General features: G+C 58.0%; 17 protein-coding genes. 8 read left to right on the top strand and 9 right to left on the bottom strand.

The genetic code is table 11. From position 1 onward, the window contains the following. Nucleotides 1-90 precede the first annotated feature (90 nt). From P8935_RS23860 to P8935_RS23840, 5 genes are all read right to left on the bottom strand, one after another. Nucleotides 91-1,446: a M20/M25/M40 family metallo-hydrolase gene (locus tag P8935_RS23860; RefSeq protein WP_348262814.1), complete on the bottom strand. Its 1,356-nt coding sequence runs from the start codon at nucleotides 1,444-1,446 to the stop codon at nucleotides 91-93. Between the two features lie 94 nt (nucleotides 1,447-1,540). Further along, nucleotides 1,541-1,705 (bottom strand): zinc ribbon domain-containing protein, encoded by a 165-nt coding sequence (locus tag P8935_RS23855; RefSeq protein ID WP_348262813.1) that lies wholly within the window; start codon nucleotides 1,703-1,705, stop codon nucleotides 1,541-1,543. Nucleotides 1,706-2,018: 313 nt separating this feature from the next. Next, nucleotides 2,019-3,389 (bottom strand): Gfo/Idh/MocA family oxidoreductase, encoded by a 1,371-nt coding sequence (locus P8935_RS23850; RefSeq protein ID WP_348262812.1) that lies wholly within the window; start codon nucleotides 3,387-3,389, stop codon nucleotides 2,019-2,021. Nucleotides 3,390-4,167: 778 nt separating this feature from the next. Next, a complete protein-coding gene (locus P8935_RS23845; RefSeq protein ID WP_348262811.1) occupies nucleotides 4,168-6,285 on the bottom strand; it encodes a radical SAM protein in 2,118 nt (705 codons plus the stop codon). Between the two features lie 244 nt (nucleotides 6,286-6,529). Next, nucleotides 6,530-7,420 carry a hypothetical protein gene (locus P8935_RS23840; RefSeq protein WP_348262810.1) on the bottom strand — a complete coding sequence of 297 codons (891 nt, stop codon included), beginning with the start codon at nucleotides 7,418-7,420 and terminating at the stop codon, nucleotides 6,530-6,532. Between the two features lie 405 nt (nucleotides 7,421-7,825). On the opposite strand from P8935_RS23840, the gene P8935_RS23835 reads away from it, so the two are divergent. Continuing rightward, nucleotides 7,826-8,056 (top strand): hypothetical protein, encoded by a 231-nt coding sequence (locus P8935_RS23835; RefSeq protein WP_348262809.1) that lies wholly within the window; start codon nucleotides 7,826-7,828, stop codon nucleotides 8,054-8,056. Next, nucleotides 8,056-8,853, top strand: coding sequence for a septal ring lytic transglycosylase RlpA family protein (locus P8935_RS23830; protein WP_348262808.1), 798 nt, complete (start codon nucleotides 8,056-8,058; stop codon nucleotides 8,851-8,853). Before P8935_RS23835 ends, P8935_RS23830 begins: the two co-directional genes overlap by 1 nt. Nucleotides 8,854-8,864: 11 nt before the next feature. Here the strand turns inward: P8935_RS23830 and P8935_RS23825 are convergent, their stop codons facing one another. Next, nucleotides 8,865-9,326: a low affinity iron permease family protein gene (locus P8935_RS23825; RefSeq protein WP_348262807.1), complete on the bottom strand. Its 462-nt coding sequence runs from the start codon at nucleotides 9,324-9,326 to the stop codon at nucleotides 8,865-8,867. An 852-nt stretch (nucleotides 9,327-10,178) separates the two neighbouring features. Here P8935_RS23825 and P8935_RS23820 point away from each other — a divergent pair. After that, on the top strand, nucleotides 10,179-12,146 hold the full coding sequence (locus P8935_RS23820) for a SpoIIE family protein phosphatase (RefSeq protein WP_348262806.1): 1,968 nt from the start codon (nucleotides 10,179-10,181) through the stop codon (nucleotides 12,144-12,146). A gap of 78 nt (nucleotides 12,147-12,224) precedes the next feature. On the opposite strand, the gene P8935_RS23815 is transcribed toward P8935_RS23820, so the two are convergent. The 3 genes from P8935_RS23815 to P8935_RS23805 all read right to left on the bottom strand — a co-directional run bounded on the left by P8935_RS23815 (nucleotide 12,225) and on the right by P8935_RS23805 (nucleotide 16,342). Next, nucleotides 12,225-12,725: a hypothetical protein gene (locus tag P8935_RS23815; protein WP_348262805.1), complete on the bottom strand. Its 501-nt coding sequence runs from the start codon at nucleotides 12,723-12,725 to the stop codon at nucleotides 12,225-12,227. A gap of 186 nt (nucleotides 12,726-12,911) precedes the next feature. Then, on the bottom strand, nucleotides 12,912-14,579 hold the full coding sequence (locus tag P8935_RS23810; protein ID WP_348262804.1) for a metallopeptidase TldD-related protein: 1,668 nt from the start codon (nucleotides 14,577-14,579) through the stop codon (nucleotides 12,912-12,914). Next, the gene (locus tag P8935_RS23805) at nucleotides 14,576-16,342 is read right to left on the bottom strand and encodes a metallopeptidase TldD-related protein (RefSeq protein ID WP_348262803.1); all 1,767 of its coding nucleotides are present in this window, start codon (nucleotides 16,340-16,342) and stop codon (nucleotides 14,576-14,578) included. Before P8935_RS23805 ends, P8935_RS23810 begins: the two co-directional genes overlap by 4 nt. A 117-nt stretch (nucleotides 16,343-16,459) precedes the next feature. Between P8935_RS23805 and P8935_RS23800 the strand changes: the two genes are divergently transcribed. From P8935_RS23800 to P8935_RS23780, 5 genes are all read left to right on the top strand, one after another. After that, a complete protein-coding gene (locus P8935_RS23800) occupies nucleotides 16,460-17,821 on the top strand; it encodes a M48 family metallopeptidase (RefSeq protein WP_348262802.1) in 1,362 nt (453 codons plus the stop codon). Nucleotides 17,822-17,923: 102 nt separating this feature from the next. After that, nucleotides 17,924-19,315 carry a M48 family metalloprotease gene (locus P8935_RS23795; protein ID WP_348262801.1) on the top strand — a complete coding sequence of 464 codons (1,392 nt, stop codon included), beginning with the start codon at nucleotides 17,924-17,926 and terminating at the stop codon, nucleotides 19,313-19,315. Nucleotides 19,316-19,389: 74 nt separating this feature from the next. Continuing rightward, a complete protein-coding gene (locus P8935_RS23790) occupies nucleotides 19,390-20,112 on the top strand; it encodes a hypothetical protein (protein ID WP_348262800.1) in 723 nt (240 codons plus the stop codon). A gap of 59 nt (nucleotides 20,113-20,171) precedes the next feature. Beyond that, entirely contained in the window at nucleotides 20,172-20,681 is a 510-nt protein-coding gene (locus P8935_RS23785; RefSeq protein WP_348262799.1) for a cytochrome c biogenesis protein CcdC, read from the top strand. A gap of 60 nt (nucleotides 20,682-20,741) precedes the next feature. After that, entirely contained in the window at nucleotides 20,742-21,035 is a 294-nt protein-coding gene (locus tag P8935_RS23780; RefSeq protein ID WP_348262798.1) for a muconolactone Delta-isomerase family protein, read from the top strand. Nucleotides 21,036-21,109: the final 74 nt, after the last annotated feature.

The raw sequence follows: 21,109 nt of genomic DNA, 5'->3' as shown, positions 1-21,109 counted from the left end.
AAGGCCAACTGCAGATTCCGCCGCTTCACTTCTATCGGAATGGCAGTGTTTTTGACTGTTCCTATTTTGGAATGACGGAGTCTTGCTGGACTACTTCGCGGCGACCTTCCTTAAGTCGGCCTTCTGATCGATCAGGCTCAGGCGGTACATCAGCAGGGCGTCGCGCTTGGTGTTGATGGGCTGCGTGGAGAGGTCGATGGTTTCGCCGGGGGCGTGCGCGCCTTCGCCGGTTGCACCGATTCCTGCGAGGCCGGGAATGATATCGGCGACAAAGGAAATATCTCCGGCGCCGCGTTTCATCGGGTCGAGTTCTGGCATGGCTTTAAAGCCGAGACTAGCGTTCGCATGGTTGAGAATCGCGAGTAGAGCGCGACTCTCTGCCGTGGGCGCCATAGCGGGATAGCCTTCTCCGAACGTGATGGTCGCCGTCGTCTTGGGAAGATGATGCGCGACAATTTCCTGCATCTTTTTCTCGACGCGGGCGGTCTGCTGATTGGAGATGGTGCGGATATCGCCGCTGGCGTAGGCTGTGGGCGCGATCACGTTGTCTTTCCCAGTGATGGTGCCGTTGTTTCCGGCTTCGTCGACTTGCAGGCTGGTGCCGCCGGCGACCATACCGACGTTAAAGGTGAGGTTCTCTTCGGGTAGCTGTACGCGAAATGCATCGAGGATGCGCGCCAGTTCGTAGATGGCGCCGAAGCCCATGCGCACGGAAAAGATTCCGGAGGAGTGGCCGGTTTCGCCGGTAGTGTTGATGCGCCAGGTGATGCTGCTGCGGCGGCTGACGCTGCCATAGAAGACGCCTTCCATCCGCGGCGTGCCTTCGAACTCGAGTGCGACGTCGCTATGTTTTGCGGCGGCGATCATGTCGCGGCGAGAAACGGAGGCAGGTTCGCCGTGGGCTTCTTCATCGCCGCTGAGCACGATGGTGATTTCAGTCTTCTCGAGGACACCGGCAGCTTGCATGGCTTTGAGGGCGAAGAGCATGTCGACGAGGCCACCCTTCATGTCGTTGACGCCTGGGCCGGTGGCAATGTTGCCATTCACGCTCCAGGTCTGGAAGGCGCTCGACTTTTCAAACACGGTGTCCATGTGGCCGATGAGCAGCATGCGCTTGCCGCACTTTCCGGGTTCGGGGCACGGATGTTCGGCGACCAGCACTCCGGCGCGCTGCACCTGCTCCATCGGAATCCAGTGCACAATGAAGCCGAGATCGCTGAGTTGCGACTTCATGATTTCGGCAACGGCGCGCACGCCTTCAAGGTTGTGCGTGCCGCTGTTGATGTCGACGAGTTTCTGGAGCATGTCGTTCGAGGCCTGCTCGTTGGCGTCGATGTAGGCGACGATGACTTTTTCTTCGGGGGAAAGCGAAGTCGCATTTTGCGCAAGGGAGAGAACGCTGAGCGAAGCAGCGAGCAGGGGGAAGATAGCCGGGCGTAAATTCATTTCTCGCCGAGAATACCAGTCCGAACCTGTGGTGACACAACTCCGCGAACGGGCCAACCCGGTAGGTCATTTACTAGAAATCTGAATCCTGTTGCTAGCTTTTCTTCGAAGTGACCGCAGAGAAGCTCGAGACCAGTTGGCCGACGCGCTTGCTGCCGCATTGTGGACACTTGACCTCAGCCTTCTCGAGGTCGGAGATGTGGAGGTGCCGGGTGAATTCCAAGTTGCAGTCCTGGCAGTGGTAGACGTATTGAGACATAGTCCACCTCCGGCCCACATCATAGCGCTGTGTCTTGTGGATGAACTGCGAATCGAAGAGGGCGGCCCAATTTGTCAGCAGTACGGGCGGTCGAGCGCTTGGTGGCGCGATCCAGGTCTCAGAAGCGATACCCGCGCGACAATCAAGTGCGGAAGGATGTTGCGAAATGCAAAAGCAGATCCTTCCACTCCGCTTCCCCCATGGACACAGGTGTCCACGGGGCTCCAAGCCGCTCCGTTCAGGTTGACACCGATACTTTGCTCAGGGCAGGCTCGGGGCGCCCAAGCGCAGCGGACACCTGGCTGTGATTCGATCATGCCTGGGTTGCGATCTTCGAGATTTGGCGGGTTTGCCACTTGCCACGCGTGAAGTCCGGCACATCAACAGGAGCGCTGCCGCGGCTTACCGACTCAACGCTCAGAGGACCGACCGACGACCAAGCGGCTGCGTCATATACATCCATGTCGGGCGGCAGACCCTCGCGCAGACATTGCAACAGGCGATAGATCATGATGAAATCCATGCCGCCGTGGCCGCCGACTTTTTGTGCGATCTCGCCTTCGCGCCTCCACAAAGGATGTTCGTATTGTTTCCACGCATCGATGGTGCCGTAGCTCTCGTCCTTGTTCATGCCCTCGAAGTAGATGCGGGGCGGATAGTCCTCGAAGATGCCCTTTGTGCCAGCGATCAGGTTGATGCGGCTGTAGGGGTGCGGCGTGGAGACAGCATGCTTGACGGTGATGTTGAGCCCGTTCGCTGTCTTGATCAATGACGTGTTGAGGTCGCCAGTGAGATAGCGTTCTTTCTGACGCGGGTCATCCGACTTCAACTTGTTTTTGCGATATTGATCGAGCCCTCGCTGAGGTGAGCTCATGGAGACAAGGTAGTCAAAACGATCGCCGCGCTGGATGCCCATGTAGTTCGCTACGGGACCAAGGCCGTGCGTGGGATACAGATTGCCGTCTGCGCGCGTATGTTCCGTCCGGCGCCACAGGCCTTCGCCTGCATGTGAGAAGAGTTCGTCGCGCAAGTCGTGAAGGTAGGCTCCTTCGCCGTAAAGCAGGTCGCCGAACTCGCCGCCATGCACCATGCGCAGGATCAGCGTCTCGTTGTATCCGTAGCAGCAGTTTTCAAGCATAATGCAATGCTTGCGGGTTTCTTCCGATGCTCTGACGATGCGCCAGCAATCTTCGAGAGAAGTGACGGCGGGAACCTCAACTGCGACGTCCTTTCCGTTTGCCATAGCGGCGAGGGCCATGGGAGCGTGCCAGTTCCACGGAGTCGCTGCAATCACGAAGTCCACGTCGTTGCGAGCGACGAGGGATTCATAGTGGTGCGGGCCGTCGGTATAAAGCTGCGGCTGCTTTTGCCCCGCCGCTACCACGAGACTCGCGGCGTGTTCGGCTTTCTCTTTGACCACGTCGCATATCGCTACGATCTGAGCGTTGGCGGCGAGGAGATTGCCCAGCAGAGACGTTCCGCGTCCGCCGGTGCCGATCAATCCGATGCGCGGCTCACGCTTCTGAAACGGAACATTGATCATCGTCTCGCGCACTACTGGCAGTGGAGATTCCTGCGTAAGCCCGTGCTGCGCTGCCTGCGCCACAACAGCGCCTGCAACACCCGCCTGCATGAAGCGCCGACGTGTCCAACCGTTTCCGCCGTCGTGATTTTCGATCGTCATTTCGTTCGGTCTCCGTTGTCCCTGATGCTCGGTATTAAAGCGTGCTGCAAGGGATCTGATCAGCGATGAATCGCGGCTCTCTCAATTTGCAGTCGCATCGCACCGATGCCAAGCAGACAGAAGCGTATCACTTTGTATTGGATAGGGTCGGCTAAGCCTCCGCTACTATCTGACGGATGGGGTTACCCCCACCCCATCTCTGGGAGTAAAATCTCTTCTTTCATCAGGTTACGGCGGAACACTCGCTGCAAGTTCCTCCAGCGCAGGAACTTAGCTGCAGATTCCTGCTGCGCAAGGACTTAGAGCGACTTCCAACCAGCGCTATCCCGTGGAGACACCGTCAGGGCCGATTGAGGATTCAAGGATAGCAATTGGGATGAAAATTGCCTGCAAATAGACGTGCGGAATTTTCGCTGAGGAGTCAATGAGTTAGGAATTCTGCGTGGTTTGAGGGCTTGACTGACCTTCGCGGCAGATCAAATTGCTTCGTCCGGCGTGGGAAATGCAGAAGAAGATCCTTCACTCCGCTTACCCCATGGACACAGGTGTCCACGGGGCCCCAAGCCGCTCCGTTCAGGATGACACGCAGATTTGAATTGTGCAGAGCTTGTGCAGGATGACACGAAAATGTGGATTGTGAAGAGCTGCGTTCAGGATGACACCAACATTTGGGCGTGTGTGTAGATCTTCGTTCGGGATCACGCGATCATGTGGGGTGTAGATGCAGAAAGGCCGTCCCTAATGGGACGGCCTTTCTCGTTAGAGAATCAAGGTGCGGCTAGTCGCCGGCTACGGGCTCTTTTTCGGTGTGGCGGTTGATGGGGCTGGCGGCGTTGTTGGAGGCGGGGCGGATGGAGTCGAGGCTTACGAGGCCTTCGACGGGCTTTTCGCCGAGCACGTGCTCGCGATAGAGCTTGGCCATCTTGGCGTTTTCCGCGTCGGACTTGATCTTGGTATCGCGGGCGCGAATCTTTTCTTCGCGCGCGTTCTTGGCGATGCCGAGATTGTCGAGCGTGTGGTTGGCTTCGGAGTTCACGTGCTCCATGTTGAGCTTGAGCTCGTGTCCTACGTAGTTCATGCCGACCTTTTTGCCACCGGCGAAGATTTCGTGACGGCCGTGCTCTTCGTACCACTTGGTCAGAGTCGCGGTCATGTGCATCTTCTCGATGATGTTGCGCCAGCCCACGCCGGTGTTGTACGCGCAGAAGCTGATTTCGCCTTCCTGCGTGGCGTAGGGGATGATGCATTGCTCGGTGCGGCGGAAGTCGTAGTTGAACAGATCCTGGAACCACATGCCGGCGATGAAGAGGAAGTTCCAACGATCGGAACGACGCTTCTTGATGTCGTCCATGGTGCGGTCGCCCTTGACCGAGCCGTAATCTTTACCGGTGGCGTTGAAGGTCTTGTCCATCTTCTTGAGCATGTCGGTGATCTTGAAGTGGGTGGGCGCCTGGAACGGATCGTAGTTGCGCAGAAGAGCGAGACCGAATCCGATGACCGAGAGCCACTTGCCGCGAGCGGCATCGTTGACCTTGGCGAGATCCTTGGCAACCTGGTCCATATGGAGGAAGGCGGTGACGGGGGCTGCTTCCTTGGTTTCCTTGTCGATCATGAGCGCCATGCCGATGCCGCAGTTGGGGTGGCATCCGCAGGAGAGCTGGCCCCACTCGGCGGTGGGCCCGTGCACAAGATCGGCCCAGTCAGAGAAGGTGGACATGAAAGAGATGGGGAACCAGTCGCGCTCGGGAACGCCGAGGCCCACCTGATTCTTGACATCGTGTGCCATGTGCGAGAGGGTGTAGCGCTGAGCAAGACGACGCTCTTCGCTGATGTCCTCGTCGCGGCCGGTGAAGCTGACAGGCTGGAAGGAGAGGAAGCTGATCTTCTTGGGATTGTCGAGTGCGAACTCGATGATGCGGCCAACCTGCTCGTTATTAATGCCGTTGATGATCGTCGTAACGGGAACGATGTCTACGCCGGCTTCGTGCAGATTGTTGATCGCCTGCAGTTTTACGTCGAAGAGGTTGCCGACCTTGCGGTGCGAGTTGGCAGCGTTGCCGATGCCGTCGAACTGGAGGTAGACGTAGCGGAGGCCGGCTTCAGCAGCGGCGCGGCAGAGTTCTTTGGACTTCGCGAATTCGATGCCGTTCGATGCGGCCTGCACCGAGTTGTATCCAACCTTGCGCGAGTAGGCGACAGCGTCAAGGAAGTAAGGCGACAGCGTGGGCTCGCCACCGGAGAACTGCACGCTCATCTGGCGACGCGGCTTGATGGTGATGGCGTTGTCGAGCATGGTCTTGATTTCGTCCCACGTAAGCTCGTGGACGAAGCCGACCTGGTTGGCGTCCATGAAGCAGGGATCGCACATCATGTTGCAGCGGTTGGTGAGATCGATGGTGAGCACTGAGCCGCGGCCGTGGGTAACGGTCGAGGTGCCGTGGTTGTGCAGCTTGCCTTCGGTGGCTCCGTGAGCGCGGATGTCGCGGCCGGGGAAGCTCTCTTCAAGGTGCTTGAAGAAGGCGGGGTCGATGGACATCACGTCTTCAAAGTGGCCGTGCTTGGGGCAATCCTTCACCATGAGGATTTTGCCGTCGCGCTCGATGATCTGGGCCTTGATTTCACCGACCTTTTCATTGAGCAGAACTTCGTGCGGCAGCTTGCCGTCGAGAATCTGCTGGCGGATTTCGGGGACGCACTTGGGACAGAGCGAATCCGTGGTGCGGGGCCAGCCAAGGGGCGGCTTTTCTTTCTGATAGCTCTTCAGGAGGGGTTTATCGCTCCATTTGGGGGTAAACGACGGGTTGGGGCTAATGCGGTTGAACCGCTCGAAAACCACCCACGCTCCCTTGGCCGCATAGACTGCGGCTTTCTCGGCGTACTTCATCGTTTTTGACATTGGTGCGATCTCCTTGAGAAAGAATGCTCTGGACTTGCGGTGGAGTCCGGCCACGGTACCGCCGGAACCTGAAAACTCAGTACAAGAGTAATGAGGGGGGCTGGTCAATCCAACCGGGGTGCAGCGAACGGGGAAAAAGCGGGGCGAACGGTGATGGCAGGGGGGTGAATGGGAAGGATGTGCGGATCGCTGGGCCATTGCAAACGCTTTCGCCTGCAATAGTTTACCCACTTGATTACCCCCTCTAAGGGGTGCCGGCGGGCTCGGTGTGAGCGACCTGGTTGATGATCTCCTGAACGAGCACTACGCGGACGTGGATGCGGCGGGCGAGGTCGGGAAGGAATTCGGTGATGAAGTTGTCGGTGGGGGCAAGGGCGAGACCGCTGCCGTAGCGAATCGCCGTGGAGGGCAGATTCGTTTTTTCGCCGGGGACGTAGAGGTTGGCGATTTCGAGATCGATGGGGAAGCCAACCAGGTCGGCGTAGTTCAACATGCCCTTGCCGTTGTCACCCTGTGTCCAGAACACCTGGGCAGCAGCGTGGAAGATGCGGCGCTTGATGGTGGCGTGCGGCATGCGATGGTAGTGAGGGTCCTGGTGAACGATCGAGGGAATTAGAAACGTGCCGACGAACTCGCCTGTCATATCTTCGCTGTAGCTGACGCCCACCACCTTGGCGAAGCCGTGCATTCCGGGACCGTAGTCGGAGTGGGAGTCGGAGCCGACGGCGATGGCCGCGTTGGCCAGGATGGTGACGGCGTTGAAGGGGTCGAGGATGTTTTTGACTGCGAGTCGGGCCTTTTCTTTCGGCGTCAGAGGTTTGACCTCTGGGCCGTTGAGGAAGCGCTGATAGAAGTTGATGAGAGGCATCGGGGGGCAGGGAGGGAGCTCGAGCGGCGCGAGGATCGTTCCCGCGCTGGTGACTGCCGGCACTTGTGGCTGAGCTGCAGGCGGAGGGAAGCTGGCCTGCTCGGCGATCAACCCGGTTCCGGTTTCGGAGAGGGCGATTCCCGCTGACTCGCTTTTGGGAATCACCCGGCATGGGCCACTCTTGGAGTTCTCATGCTTAATCACGGGAAGGGGTGCGTCGGGCAGCGGACTGGCAGGGCTGACTGGTTGCATTTGGGCCAGGCCCATGGCGCTTGCCGTGAGGAAAAATAATGACGAGACCAGTGATCGCAATGATGGAAGGAGAGGGCTTTGTCGGAAGAGATTTCTCCGGTATGCGAATGCAGGTTTCCCGTCGTACGCCAAGAAGGAGGCCCTCATATCGTGGAACTTTTTGCGTACTGAGTCGTAGATCACAGGGAACCAATCGGCTCGAACCATCGTGTTTGCTAAGCGCAGGACTGCAATCCTTGTACTATGTCGGACGCAGAATGTTCAGAAAAAGTAACTTTCGGAATTCAAAAGAGTTGCGGTTTAGGTTTTTGGACGCGTGGACCCGGTGTTGGCCGGGCAGGCACAGGTTGGGGTATCACCACCTTTGACGGCATTGACGCGGGTCGCAGCCGCACTGAGACTAGAAAGCGAGGTTCTTGAATGAGCTCTTATCCTCCTCCACCACCGTCGGGTCCCGGAGTCGGCCACCGGATTGAAGAAGCCATGGAATTGATCGAGATGGAATTGCGCCACGCGATCGCGTATGTGAATGATGAGGTGATTCCGCAGGTGCGTTCCGAATCGATCGTGGCGATGCGCAAGATGTCGGACACGCTACGGAATCTTGCTGATCGCATGGATAAATCGCAACAGCAGGGCCCTCGGGCCTGATGGCGGATGTTCAACACGCAAACGTGCGCCGTTCCGCGTGCCTGACTTTTTTGTTGATTGCCGGAGTTGGGCTGGCTGGCTGCGGGCACAAGAAGCAGCCGCAGCCGTCGCCGACGGCAACGGCTCCCCCCGTCTACAGGCCTTCGACGCCGTCCGCGCCATCACGACCGAGCACGGGCGGTATTCCGGTCACACCTGTTCCTGAGGGCGGAGTGACGGCGGAAGACAAGGAATTCATCCTCAGTCATCGCCCGATCTACAGTGAAGAGGGCTCGGCGACGTGGTACACCGCTCCTTATAAGGGACGAAAAGCCGCCAATGGACAGGTGTTCAGCGACGAGGCTCTCACGGCCGCACATCGCACGCTACCGATGGGGTCGCTGATCGTGGTGACGAATCTGAGGACGCGTCAGGCCTCGTCGATGCGCATCAGCGATCGGGGACCCTTTGTTCCAAACAAGATTATTGACTTGACGATTGCGTCAGCGAAGTCGATTGGGATTTATCGCTCGGGCACGGATCGCGTGCGGGTGGACGTTTATGAGACGCCGAAGCCAATGGATGTGGGCGGCCGCTGGTGCGTGCAGATTGGGCCGTTTTTGAGCGAGCACAAGGCGCTCAAATTCAAGGAGAAGCTGCTCAGCGAATATGCAGGCTCAAAGGTGATCGAGTTTGCAGGAGAACGCAGCTACTGGGTGCGCATCCGGCCGCAGGGAGATGACCGCGGGCAGGCTGAGGAGATGGCGCGGCGGCTGCAGCCCGACGAGGGCGTGGCTTATCTAACGCGGCTGGACTGATAATCAGGCAGTCATTTGCTCGTGATGGTTTCTGTACCGGCAACCAGATCTTGGCCCCGCGGGCGGACGGGTTGGCGCTGGATGCATGCGCTCCTGATTTTTTCGTATTTGGATTGGAGCTCGTCAAGCTCAAGGTCACTCAGATTTTCGATATCAATCATCTGATCGCGAGCCTTGTCGATGGCGCGGATAAGCTCATTGAGCTTCAGATTGATTGCTCGAGCGTCTCGATTCTGAGTGTTCTGGATTAGAAACACCATCAAGAATGTGACGATGGTTGTGCCTGTATTTATGACTAGCTGCCAGGTATCAGAGAAGTGGAAGATTGGCCCAAGGGCTGCCCAGATTACGATAATCATGCCGGCACCGGCGAACGCCCACTTCGATCCCAGCCATCCTGATGCCGAGGCAGCGAACTTTCCGAATGCGTCATTTGTGGTGCGCGTCTGAACTTCCAGGGGCGGATTCGCCATTGGCATTCCTCTCTTAACGGGATGGCATGCGAAGTTTAGCCGGCATCATGGTCTTCGCCTGATAGCGGCTAGTACCAGGTTTGCGGGGAGCATATACGACTGAAGGCCAGTGTCTCTCGGGAATCCAATCCCCGTTTGCCTCGGAGACACCTACGTTCTGTCCGCAAATCTCGCAGGGATATACTCCCCAATCCGCTCTGTCTTGCCGCGTGCGGAGCATTTGCTGTGTCTGTTCGCTGAGTTTTCCCTTACACGGCTTTGTCAATATCGGCATGTTCCTCGTCTCTTGGCCCGCAGGATGTGAATCTCGGTGGAATTGGTTGGTCAACGAGTGTCCAACTCGTTGCAGGCTGAGGAAAGACGCTTCTTCAAAGCCGTTAATTAGATTGGATGCGGTAAGACGCGATCGGGATTTTGCTTCGTTCGATTCCCTTTTCTCTGAGGCAGAATCCGGCTTATCGTTTCACGGCTTGCAGCACAGCCTGAGTTTGATTGTTTCTCGCAAGTCGTTCGGAGAGATTGGATGCGGGAGTCGGGGATCGAGTGCGGATTACAACGAATCTCCCACTTGATGTAACGATACGCCCCAACTGAATACAAAGAATGCCCCACTCTGTATAACAAGAGCCCGCCAGCGGCCGGGCTGCTAAAGCAGCATCGAAATACAAGAATTTGGCCTCAAGTTCCGAGTAGCCGGTGACACTCGCAACGCGCTGTTCGGCCGCTCGGAGGACCGCGAGATGCGCCCGCGCTCATTCCCCTTCTTGCCTGATAACGATCAGGCCCAGATTTTTGCGATTGCCTAGCTGTTTTGCCCTGTGCCACTATTTCTGGACAATGCCGCGGATAACGATGATGCGCGCGACACTCCTTGGTGCGTTGCTCCTGGCCGTCTGCGTGAGCGAGGCGTGGTGCCAGGTTTTTGACTTCGAAGCTGGCCGCGACAAGACCAGCGAGTTGGAAATGATGTGGCGCTTCCATCCGGGAGATGATCCGAATGGAACACTAGGATGGGCGCAACCAGGCTTTGACGATTCGGGATGGGCGCTGCTGAGATCGGATACGCCCTGGAGCGTGCAAGGCTACGATCGCTATTCCGGCTTTGCATGGTACCGGTTTAAGGTGCGCCTCCCTCAGGACGCTGAGCCTCTGGCACTGTGTATTCCGCGCATCTTCACGAGCTACCATCTTTTCGCCGATGGAAAGCTCATTGGCGAGTCCGGAAAGATGCCGCCGCAAGGCGCGCACTTTTACGACCTGGATCACATCTTCGTGATTCCTGTCGGTCCGTCTACCCCAGACCGCGTGGTGACGTTCGCGATCCGCGTCTGGCATTCACCCAAGTATGCCGCCAGCGTTGGAGGAGGGCCGCAGGGCGCCCCGATCTTGGGGGTTTTGGCGGCGGTACAGGGGCTGAAAGCATCGCGCAACTGGGGCCGGTTCTGGAACGCGACAGCAGGCAACGTGCTCATGCTTATGAATCTAGTGGCGGCGTTCGGGGGGTTCTTCCTGTTCTGGATGCGGCCCGGCGATCTCGAATATTTGTGGTTCGGGCTGTACGAGCTGCTTACAGGAGCAGACCACCTCGTCGTTGATTGGCCGCTTTTTTATCCGTCTCCCGCCGACGTCCTTTCTTCAGCGGATGCTTGGATGTCGGCGGCCAGTTGGGTTCTGTTTCTGCTGTTTGTGTTCAAGATCCTGGACGGCCAAAGGAATTGGCTTTTCTGGAGCGCCATAGGGACTTCCGTGGCGACGGTTTTAAGCGAAGCCGCTCTCAACCTGGATTGGACGAGCGTGAGAACCTGGGAAACGTTCTGGGGGATCACTCTGCTGCCGTACTTTGCGTGCATCCTCTTATTGCTGTACCGATCAGCGCTGAACGGCGTTCCGGACGCGCGGATGTTGCTCGCACCAGTCGCAATCTGTTACGCCACATGGTTCATGCGGATTGTGCTGTGGGTGCTCGAAGACAGCGGCCAGACCTGGATCGCCCCTTTTGCCGCCCGATTCAATCGTCTTGCCAGTTGGCCCTTCCCCTTCTCTGCGCAGGATGTGGCAGACATGGTAATGCTGCTCGCAGTGCTGGCCATTTTGCCCTTGCGCTTTGCCCGCTCGCGACGCGATGAAGAGAGACTGGCGGGGGAGATGGAGTCAGCGCGCACAGTGCAGCAGGTACTGGTTCCCGTGGAGGTGCCAGAGATTCCCGGCTTCAGGATCGAGAGCATCTACAAGCCGGCCGGCCAAGTCGGTGGCGACTTCTTTCAGATCATTCCATTGGCAAATGGGAGCACGGTGATCGCGATTGGCGACGTGAGCGGCAAGGGCATGCCCGCGGCGATGACCGTTGCGCTGCTGGTGGGAACACTGCGCACGCTGGCCCATTACGTCGAGAGCCCGGCGGAAATTCTTTACGCGATGAACCAGCGGATGTTGGCACGAAGCCGCGGCGGGTTCACAACATGCCTGGTGCTCCGGGCCGACGCGAACGGAGAGATTCTCGTGGCCAACGCTGGCCACATCGCACCGTTCGTGAACGGAAAGGAGCTCGCCATAGAAAACGGGCTTCCGCTGGGCTTGAGCGGCGGAAGCAGTTATCCCGAAGAGAGATTTGATTTCGGCAACGGAGAGCAGTTGACACTGATGACCGACGGTGTGGTGGAGGCCCGCGGAAAAGATGGGGAACTGTTTGGGTTCGAGCGCACCGCGGCTCTTTCGATCGCCCGCGCGGAGTATATTGCGCAGGTTGCGCAGAGTTTCGGCCAGGAGGATGACATCACAGTGCTCACACTCGCTCGGACCCAGGCAGTGGCGCGCATATGATTTCATAGGTCTTGAGCGTGTGGTCGGCCACTGTCGCTTTGAGGCGAAAAGGTAGCAAAGATCGGCAGGGCCGCCAAATCACTCAGACTTCCCAGTGTTCTCCGGTATTGCGAAATACTGCCGCAATTCAGACAGGTGCGCGGGTGTCCTAGTGAAGAATTCGATGTATTCGTCATGGCTGAAGAATGCGTTCACATAATTAGCTGCGGTCAGCACGTATCCGCCCCAACCGCTCAACATCGCGACTTGCAGAAACGTGCTGAAATCCTCCGATTCGTACTCCAAAAACAGATGTCCCGGCACATCTTGCAGGAGTCGGAAATCGCCGTAGGATTGCCGCAGTTTGTAGTAGAGCTGCCAGTTCTCGCTCGAAGGCCATATTCCCCATTCAGTAACCCATAGGAGTGTCGGCTGCCGATAGGTGATTGATTGCGCGATCGCATTCGCGATCGGGAAGAAACGGTAGCCTTCCCTAGGATAGTGAAACTGTTCTGCAAGGAGAGACTTGTCTTGGTCAGGGCGGATTCGCTCTCGCCGTGTCAGCCAATCCTCGCACTCCTGGCGCGTGTAGAACTGCATGCTTCTCTTTTCTCGTCCTTGAAGTCGAAGCCTGATTCTATCGGATTTCAGCCCGAGGTCCAGAGTGGTCGGCCACTCGGTAGTTGGCAACAAATTGTACTTAGGATCCCAACTTGTTGGGGGATTGCATCAAGGCAACTGCAGATCCCGTCGGAACTGGTGGGAGTGATGGATGGACTTTAAGGCTCAATCGGGTGGCGGGTAGTAGGGGAGTTTGTCGTTGGTTTCGTTAGCGCGTTTTACGGTGACGTCGCTGAAGAGAAGCGCGGGGGCCAGCACGGTTTCCGGAACCTCTGTGGCGTAATTGGCGACCCACAGATTTTTGCCTGCGGCTTCGACACCGGAGCGAAGGGCACGCTGATCGAGATCGTCGAGCACGGCCCCGCGCACGAGGGTGCGTTTGCCGTCGAGGTCGATGCGGTACAGCAGGCGCGGGGTCGATTCGGCCCCCAGAGTTTCAACGTAGTAGACGCTTTTGAGGCCGCGATCTTTGGCGATGCCGAGCAGCTTTTTAGTCAGCTCCTCATCGGTGAGCCCCTGCTGCGCTGTGACCTTGAGGACGCCGATCACGGGGCGCGGTGGCCCAGTGACGCCTGCGCGGGCGTGGCCATTCGACTCAGGAAAATCGCGAACCGGGGTACGGCCGATGAGGTAGTTTTCGAGATGGCCTTCGGCAACCAGCTTCACGGTTTGCGCCGGTACCGCTTCATCATCGACCGAATAGGAGCCGACGAGATCCTTGCCTTCATATGACTTCAGGGCTGGATCGTCGACGACGGTGAGGAACTCCGGCAGAATGCGCGCGTGGTAGCTCGAAGCGAACGGTCCATTGGTGCGCGCTTCCGTTCCTAGCTTGGGGCGTGTGGCGGTGACTCCACTGGCGAGCAGGGAGTGAAGCGTGTCGGCGCTGGCGTCGGCACTGAGCAGCACAGGTCCGTGATATTCCTCTTCTACGAGTGGAGCTTTGCGCAGTTCACCGAGAGATGTAATGAGCGTGACGACGTGCTTCTTGAAAGCATCGGCGTTGTCGAGATCGCTGAGGGCGACGCCACTGGTCCCGTAAGAGCGGTCGAGTCGCATGCCGTCGTCAGCCTGCGTCCCCACGCCAAAGGACTCGGAGTAATTACTTGAAATCTTGCGCACGATCGCGCCTTCGCTGGAGACGATCCATGTCGTAGTGACGCGGGCATGGAAGGAGGCAGTGGAGTACTGGATATCGTGTTGCCCGGCGCTGACGGCCGGATCACTGCGATAGACACCGCTGTCGCGGGCTACGCGTTCTTCCCACGATTTTTCATCAACGGAGAGTTTTACCGGATCAGCGAGCGAGATGATGGGCTTGGCCTTGCTGAAGTCGTCGGCCTGCGGAGGTGTTTGCACCTGCTTGAGTTCGGCCTGTTTTTGCGCGAACGCTGCTAGAGCGGATTTGTAGGCTTGATCAGTGCCGGTCCACAGGGAGGAGCGCAGTGCAATCGGATCATCGTCGATGGCTGTCAGCTGCAGTGCGCCTTCGCCGCGGGGGCCGGAGTTGTCAGTCTTGTAGTCGCCTACGCGAACGCTGATGCGGGCTACGCGCGCATGGCTGTGCTGCGAGCCTTCGGCGGCGCCGTAGCTGGCGCGGGTCTCAAAGTCCTGAACTTCTTCAATGCGGTATTCGATGAAATAAGGCTTTTCAAAGCCGGGGAGTTGGAGGTGAGCCATGCTGCGATCAAGTTCGTCGAGCATGGCTTTGAGGACCGGATCCTTCTCGGCATCAGCGCGCGTCGCCTGTGCAGTTGCGCTGTGGGGCACGAGGATGGCGGCAGACAGAAGTCCCGCGGTGAACAGATTTGCGATGCGGCGCGTGGGCTTCATTGTGCCTCCTTCGTTGCTATGGGTGCAGCGGCGCCGGGAATGGGGAGAATCGGCGGACGCTGAGTGCCTTGCTGCTGGCGCTGGGTTTCAATTTCGCTGACAAGCATGGCGGGTGCGACTGCGCTGACGGGAACGGTGCCGGATTCCGCGCCGCACTCGCCGTTGAAGACTTCGGGCTTGTCACTGGTGGCCACGATGCGTTTCATCGCAGCGAGGGGAGTACCGACAATGCTGACGCCGCGAACAAGTTCATCGGGACGGCCGTCAACATATACGCGGTAGACCACGAGTGGGATGACCTGAAAGGCCTGCGGTGCGCTACGCGTGGTGACTGCAAATCCGGAAGAGATGTCTTCGAAGTAGAGGCCGTAGGGTTTGCCTTGTTTCTTGGCTTCTTCGATCAATTGCTTTTTCAAGTCAGCTTCGGACTCGGTCTTTGTGGAAGTGACGATGAGGTTGCCTTGACGGCCGGTGGGCATGCGTCCAGTCTGGGCGCGGCCATGGCCGTTGGAGGCGGCAAAGCTGGCGATGGGCAGGCGGGACATGAGAAACGTTTTGAGAACGCCGTCCTGAATGAGGTCGACGCGGCGGGCTTTCACGCCCTCGTCGTCATAGGTGTAGCTGCCGCTTAGCCAGGTCTTACCGAAGGTGGTTACGGTGGGATCGTCGGAGACCGACATGAAGGGCGGTAGAACTGGCTTGTTGAGTTCCTTGGTGAAGGTCTGTCCTTCTTCGTCGCCGCGCTGGCGCTGGCCTTCGAGGCGGTGGCCGAGGACTTCGTGGAAGAACACGGCGGATGCACGGCCAGAGAGAATCGCGGGACCATCAAACGGCTCGGTGACGGGGGCTTTACGCAGGGCTTCGAGACTCTTGCCTAATTCGCGGACGCCCGCTTCCATCGATTCCTGCGAAGGCAGGCCATCGACGGTTTCTGCTTCAAAGGTTTGGGCGCGGAACAGGTCCATGCCGTCATCGGCGCGGGTTACGGCGAAGACAACCACGCGCGCCTGGGTATGCGGAGCGACTACGCGTGAGCCTTCAGAGGATGCGTAGTAGTCGGTTTCGTTCTGCACGGTGAGCATCGCGATGTTCTGGTAGACATCGGGATAATCGCGAAAGACGCGGCTGAGGGACTTTATGCGCTGTTCCCATGCGGCGCGGTCAATCACGATCTGCGGTGCCGCTTTGGTGATCGACACCTCAGGGGACTCCTTGCTGAAGTCGGGCGAGGTGTCTTCCTCTTTGGCACGGACCTGGGCCTCTGTCTTGACGCGAAGGAAGTTGTCAAGCGCGGTGCCATATCCGGCATTGGTGGCCAGCCAGAGAGTGCGCGCGAGGGCAACACGATCATCGGTCAATGGCAACTGAAGGCTATTGACGGCGGAGGCGCGATGGGTACCGTGGGTGTTGTCGAGCTTGGGGTCGCCGATGCGCACTTGCACGTCAGCTACGCGGACGTGATTGCTGTTGCTGTCAGCCAGGGCACCGAATTGGGCACGGATGGAGACGGAAGAGGCGTCAGCCACGGAATAGCTGAGGAAGTATGGCGGAAGTTGCTTGTCGGCGTCTTTTTGGTTTGGGCCGGGCTTGCCTAGCGATGTGAAGGCGCGCTGCAATTCGCCGCTCATTGTGTCGAGCAGGACGGGCGATGCTTGGCCGGCGTCTTTGATGGCGGCGGGATGCGTGGCTGCTTTTCGCTGGCCGGTTGCGCTGGTAGCCGCAAGGGTGAAGCAGAGCAGAGCCCCCAGCAGCATAGTCTTCATCGTGCCGACCACTTTCGGCCGCTCGACAAATAGGATTCGAGGTATTCGTTGGTACGTCTCAGAGGACATCGGTAAACTTGATTGTCTCAAATTCCTGGGTCTCAAAAGGAAAACCTCGTGGCAATTGTGCAGCGTCTGATGATCGCAGGTACTGTAACGATTCTGTTCATGTTCAGTTCCGGATCAGTCGCCGGACAAGCGCCTTCCGCGCCTCAAAGCCAGCCGATCCCGGTTTCCAGCTCTGCATCGAGCCGAATCTCGAGCCGGGTCGAACCGCATTCCGAGCAAGCCTACTCTTTGCCGCCGGACAAACTGGCACAGGCGGTTGCGTTGAACAAGATCCGCGTAACGCTGGACATTGCCGGTTCGCTGTGGAGCTTGCTTGTGCTGTTTTGGCTGCTTGCATCCGGAACTGCTACGCGGTTAGACGCGTGGACGGCGGAAAGGCTGAAGCGACGCTGGGTTCAGGGGCTGGCATTCTTTGCGATATTGATCGTTTTCTTAAGTGCTGCCGGCCTTCCAGTCGATGCCATCGGGCACGCGGCCAGTTTGCGTTACGGGATCAGCGTGCAGAGCTGGGCAAGCTGGTTCGGAGACCAGGGGAAAGGAATGGCGGTTTCACTTGTGATGGGCGTGCCGATCGCGCTTTTCTTCAACTGGATTGTCCGCAAATCGCCGCTTCGCTACTGGGTTTGGTTGTGGGTGATCTCACTGCCGCTGATTGTGCTTTCGGTGTTTGTAGCGCCTCTCATCATTGATCCGCTGTTCAACAAGTTCGAGCCGCTAGGGAAGACGCATCCTGTGCTCGTGACCAGGCTGGAAGCGCTGGTGGCTCGGACGGGAACTTCTGTTCCGCCGGAGCGCATGTTCTTGATGAAGGCCAGCGAAAAGAGCAATGGGATCAACGCGTACGTTACCGGGATCGGATCGAGCAAGCGCTTTGTCATGTGGGATACGACAACCGACCGGATGCCGGACGACGAGATCGTGTTCATCTTCGGCCACGAGAGCGGACATTATGTGCTGAACCATATTCCTAAAATGCTGGCGGGCATGATGGGGGGGCTGTTTTTTGTTTTCTGGGGGAGCGCAAAGCTGGCGCAGGCGATAGTGCGGCGCTTCGGGGAAAGATGGAAGGTTGTGGGAGTTGGAAGCCGTGCGGGGTTTCTCACACTGTTTTTTGCGCTTTCGATTGCGGGATTTGTCCTGACGCCGGTGGGCAACACGTTCAGCCGTCACTTTGAGCATGAGGCTGATGTCTACGGGCAGGAGGCGATTCACGGCCTGGTGGCGGATCCGCAGAAGACGGCGGTATCGTCGTTCAACCACCTGGGCGAGGCGTGGCTCGACGATCCCAATCCAAATGCGTTTGTGGAGTTCTGGTCGTACAGCCATCCGTCGGTGCAGAACCGCGCCAAGTTTGCGGAGCAATACAATCCGTGGGTCAACGGCGGACACGGGAAGTTCTTAGAAAAATAGGGATTGCCCTCATCTCGTCACTTGCCGGGCAGTGGACGCAGGTGTATATTTCTGGCGCTTCCCCGTGGGCCATTTACCTCAATGCTCAAACCGAGGTGGCGCATGCGTTCGCAAGCCGGCAGCCGTTCAGTTCTCCTGCTTTTCCTGCTTCTGATGTCGCTTTTCGCTGGCGCTGTCGTTCAGGCGCAGGAGCAGAACTCGCCCAATTCTGGATTCAACTTCACAAAGATCGATCTTCAGCTTCTTGACGACATCAATGAAGTAGATAGGCAGGTCGCCAAAAAGGGGCTCATTTTCGAAAACCCTGACCTTCAGGCTTACATGGACTCCGTGTGCAAGCGTGTCATCGCCGAACGGCCCACACCGGAGAAAGTGCAGTTTCGTTGCCTGGTTCTTCGCGATCCCATGCAGAATGCATTCGCCGAACCTAATGGCACAGTCTACGTGACCACAGGATTGCTCTCTTTATTGGAGAATGAAGCTGAACTGGCGGGCGTACTTGGCCACGAGGTGACGCATACCTTCAACCGGCACCTGTATCTGGAAAACCGCAGCATGCGGAAGAAGGTACTGACCATCAACATCATTAACGCTGTAGCTTCCGTTGCACCGGGCGGTCCCGGCGTTTCGTCCGGTGTTCAGCTCTTCGGCGCCGCAGCCCAACTTGGTGCCGCTGTGACCAGCCAGATCCTGATTGCTTCGGTGTACGGCTATTCGCGGGAGAAGGAACAGGAGGCCGACACCGCGGGCTTATCTGCGATGGTTGCCGCGTCTTACGATCCCGGGGCGATGGCGCGATCATTTGAATTGCTGGACCAGGGTTCGCGATATGAGTTTGAGCCATTCGACAGCTTCTACCACGATCATCCCAAGCTGGCGGAGAGGCGGAAATTTGCTCTCGACTTTGCTACCGCTCATCCTGTGACGGGTGCACGGCAGGCTGCGGAGAAAGACTACCTGCTTCAAGTGGCACCGGCGATTTCATACAACGTCACCGCTGACATCAATGGCCGCCGCGCGCGATCGGCGGTGCGTTGCGCGCAACGGCTGGTCAATGCTTTTCCTGAAGAGCCAAAGTACCAGTTGCTTCTGGGTGACGCGTATCGTGCACTCGGCGCGAAGACGACGACCTTATCGGAGGAAGAGCTTACGCGTCATGGCAAATCGGAAGACCGGAAGAATTTTTTCAGCCGCACGGAGCAAGAGGAGCAAAAGAGATTAGCCGAGAAGCCAGAGGGACAGGCTGCGCTCAAGGAGAATCAAGCGCAGGCGGAAAAGCTCTATCTTGCCGTTGCGCAGAGCAACCCTAACTACGCCGATACCTATCGCGACCTGGGGTTCCTGTATGAAGAGCAGGGAAGATATCCCGAAGCAGCCGCCGTATACCGGCACTTTCTCGATATCGTCGCAGGCACGAGCCTCGACCATCTTCGTGTTGAGCGGCGCCTCGCGAATGTTCAGAAGCTGAACGATCTCACCTCCCCAGCAAAGTAACTCAGGCTCGCGATGCGCCCGCACCGGCATTGCTTGGATTCATTGGAAGCCGTTCTATTGGAAGGAGCGAAGTGATGAAAGTGAGTCAATGGATACTTCTTGCATTCCTTGTTACGGTAAGCAGCGTTTCAATTGGCGCCAGCACAGCGTCCTGGTCGTACGAACATCCCAAGGTAAAGTCCGGCGAGTTCGTGATTCACAGTGCTTGCATGATGACCGCGGAGGGCAAGGTCTCGAAGCTTGGCGTTAAGGGTTCGGAAGGTATGGCGAAGCAGTCTGATGAATGGAGTACCAACCTGCAGAAGCTGGTCGAGCTTCATCTGAAGTCCGGTGGAGTTGGACTGCTGCCGGCCATGAGTGGAGGTTCTAGCGGCGCTTCGGACGACGAGCTACAGCAGGTAGTGCTGCAGATCTCACAGAAATACGACGATATTGCCTCCAAGCTGAACAGAAAACCTAAAGATATTGGCAAGTCCCGCTTTACGTTGGGAGACCAGGTCGCTTTGCTTCCCTGTGCCGCGAAGTCGGATGTGCTGGTTTTTGTGGAAGGCGAAGGGCAGGTGTTGACCGGTGGCAAGAAAGCGATGGGAGCGCTGTTTGGGGGCGCATCGGCCTCGGGTGCAACGTTGATTTTGACCATGGCTGACGCGAAGACGGGTGAAATTCTGGTGTTTACGCGGCTTGAGAATAACTCGGGCTTCAGCGAGCAGTTCATGCAAGACACGGAGAAGGCATACGGGAAGTCCCTGGATAAGCAACTGATCAAGTTGAAGATCGCCCAAAAGGCTGAGAAATAGGTGCCGTAGACCGGAGGGCAGCTATCGCGCGGAAATGCGGAATCCAATAAGATAGAACCATGGTCGCGCTTCCCCCGATCCCCCCATTCTTTGCGAAAGCTGCCGGGTCGTTCCTGGCTGCGGGCGCGGGTGCGATTGTGGTGATCATGTGGCGTTTGCGCGAGGCGCGGAGCGCTGTGTCATTGCGCAAGATCATCATTCCACCGCTGGGCATGGCGACCGGGTTCTCGATGTTTGCGGACTCGGCATTTCGCGTCCCATGGACGTGGGCGGCGATTGCGTTTCTGATTGGCGCTATGGTGCTGGCGTGGCCTCTGCTGCTGACAACGCGGCTGGAAATGCAGGGGGAGACAGTGCGGATGAGGCGATCGAGCGCGTTCCTTGTCGTCATCCTCGTGCTGGCGGCCATACGCATCCTGGCGCGAGGTTATTTCGACACGATCCTGACGCCGCAGCAGACTGCGGGCGTCTTTTTCATACTGGCTTTCGGGATGATCGTGATCTGGCGCGGGAAGATGCTGATGGATTTCCGGCGTCTGACGGCCGCTCCACAGACCAGCGCCGCCTAAACAGCTCGCTAGCCGGCCTTGCGGGTCAAACCGGGTTGACCCTTTTCGTACAATTCAACTATGCAATTTTTGACTCTTTCGCGACGTCGCACCGATGCGTTTCCGGCTGAAGCGTTCACACCAGAGCTGATTGCGCAGGAAGGACTGCGCGTCAAAGAGCTTTACATGATGGGGATCCTTCGGCAGGTATGGCGCAGGGGAGACGCGTCGGGTGCCGCAATCGTTTGGGAAGCGGCGAGCGAGGCCGAGGTACGTGGCGCTTGCGAGAGCCTGCCCATCTTCAAGGCGGGAATGCTGGAGATTGTCGCTTTCGTTCCGCTCGAACCTTATGCCGGGTTCGGGCCGGCGAAGTAATCTGCAATACAACCGATCGCCTATTTTGATGGCGCAAATGCCTGCTTTTCCTCACAGCCCGGGCACCACGCCGA

The organism is Telmatobacter sp. DSM 110680, assembly GCF_039994875.1.
GTDB lineage: Bacteria > Acidobacteriota > Terriglobia > Terriglobales > Acidobacteriaceae > Telmatobacter.
The sequence above is the reverse complement of the archived record's forward strand: the minus strand, read 5'-3'. Positions and strand labels throughout refer to the sequence as shown.

What these genes read in the sequence shown, in the direction of transcription:
- P8935_RS23860 (WP_348262814.1), bottom strand. Translation starts at nt 1,446, where the DNA reads ATGAATTTACGCCCGGCTATCTTCCCCCTGCTCGCTGCTTCGCTCAGC.
- P8935_RS23855 (WP_348262813.1), bottom strand. Translation starts at nt 1,705, where the DNA reads ATGTCTCAATACGTCTACCACTGCCAGGACTGCAACTTGGAATTCACC.
- P8935_RS23850 (WP_348262812.1), bottom strand. Translation starts at nt 3,389, where the DNA reads ATGACGATCGAAAATCACGACGGCGGAAACGGTTGGACACGTCGGCGC.
- P8935_RS23845 (WP_348262811.1), bottom strand. Translation starts at nt 6,285, where the DNA reads ATGTCAAAAACGATGAAGTACGCCGAGAAAGCCGCAGTCTATGCGGCC.
- P8935_RS23840 (WP_348262810.1), bottom strand. Translation starts at nt 7,420, where the DNA reads ATGGGCCTGGCCCAAATGCAACCAGTCAGCCCTGCCAGTCCGCTGCCC.
- P8935_RS23835 (WP_348262809.1), top strand. Translation starts at nt 7,826, where the DNA reads ATGAGCTCTTATCCTCCTCCACCACCGTCGGGTCCCGGAGTCGGCCAC.
- P8935_RS23830 (WP_348262808.1), top strand. Translation starts at nt 8,056, where the DNA reads ATGGCGGATGTTCAACACGCAAACGTGCGCCGTTCCGCGTGCCTGACT.
- P8935_RS23825 (WP_348262807.1), bottom strand. Translation starts at nt 9,326, where the DNA reads ATGGCGAATCCGCCCCTGGAAGTTCAGACGCGCACCACAAATGACGCA.
- P8935_RS23820 (WP_348262806.1), top strand. Translation starts at nt 10,179, where the DNA reads ATGATGCGCGCGACACTCCTTGGTGCGTTGCTCCTGGCCGTCTGCGTG.
- P8935_RS23815 (WP_348262805.1), bottom strand. Translation starts at nt 12,725, where the DNA reads ATGCAGTTCTACACGCGCCAGGAGTGCGAGGATTGGCTGACACGGCGA.
- P8935_RS23810 (WP_348262804.1), bottom strand. Translation starts at nt 14,579, where the DNA reads ATGAAGCCCACGCGCCGCATCGCAAATCTGTTCACCGCGGGACTTCTG.
- P8935_RS23805 (WP_348262803.1), bottom strand. Translation starts at nt 16,342, where the DNA reads ATGAAGACTATGCTGCTGGGGGCTCTGCTCTGCTTCACCCTTGCGGCT.
- P8935_RS23795 (WP_348262801.1), top strand. Translation starts at nt 17,924, where the DNA reads ATGCGTTCGCAAGCCGGCAGCCGTTCAGTTCTCCTGCTTTTCCTGCTT.
- P8935_RS23790 (WP_348262800.1), top strand. Translation starts at nt 19,390, where the DNA reads ATGAAAGTGAGTCAATGGATACTTCTTGCATTCCTTGTTACGGTAAGC.
- P8935_RS23785 (WP_348262799.1), top strand. Translation starts at nt 20,172, where the DNA reads ATGGTCGCGCTTCCCCCGATCCCCCCATTCTTTGCGAAAGCTGCCGGG.
- P8935_RS23780 (WP_348262798.1), top strand. Translation starts at nt 20,742, where the DNA reads ATGCAATTTTTGACTCTTTCGCGACGTCGCACCGATGCGTTTCCGGCT.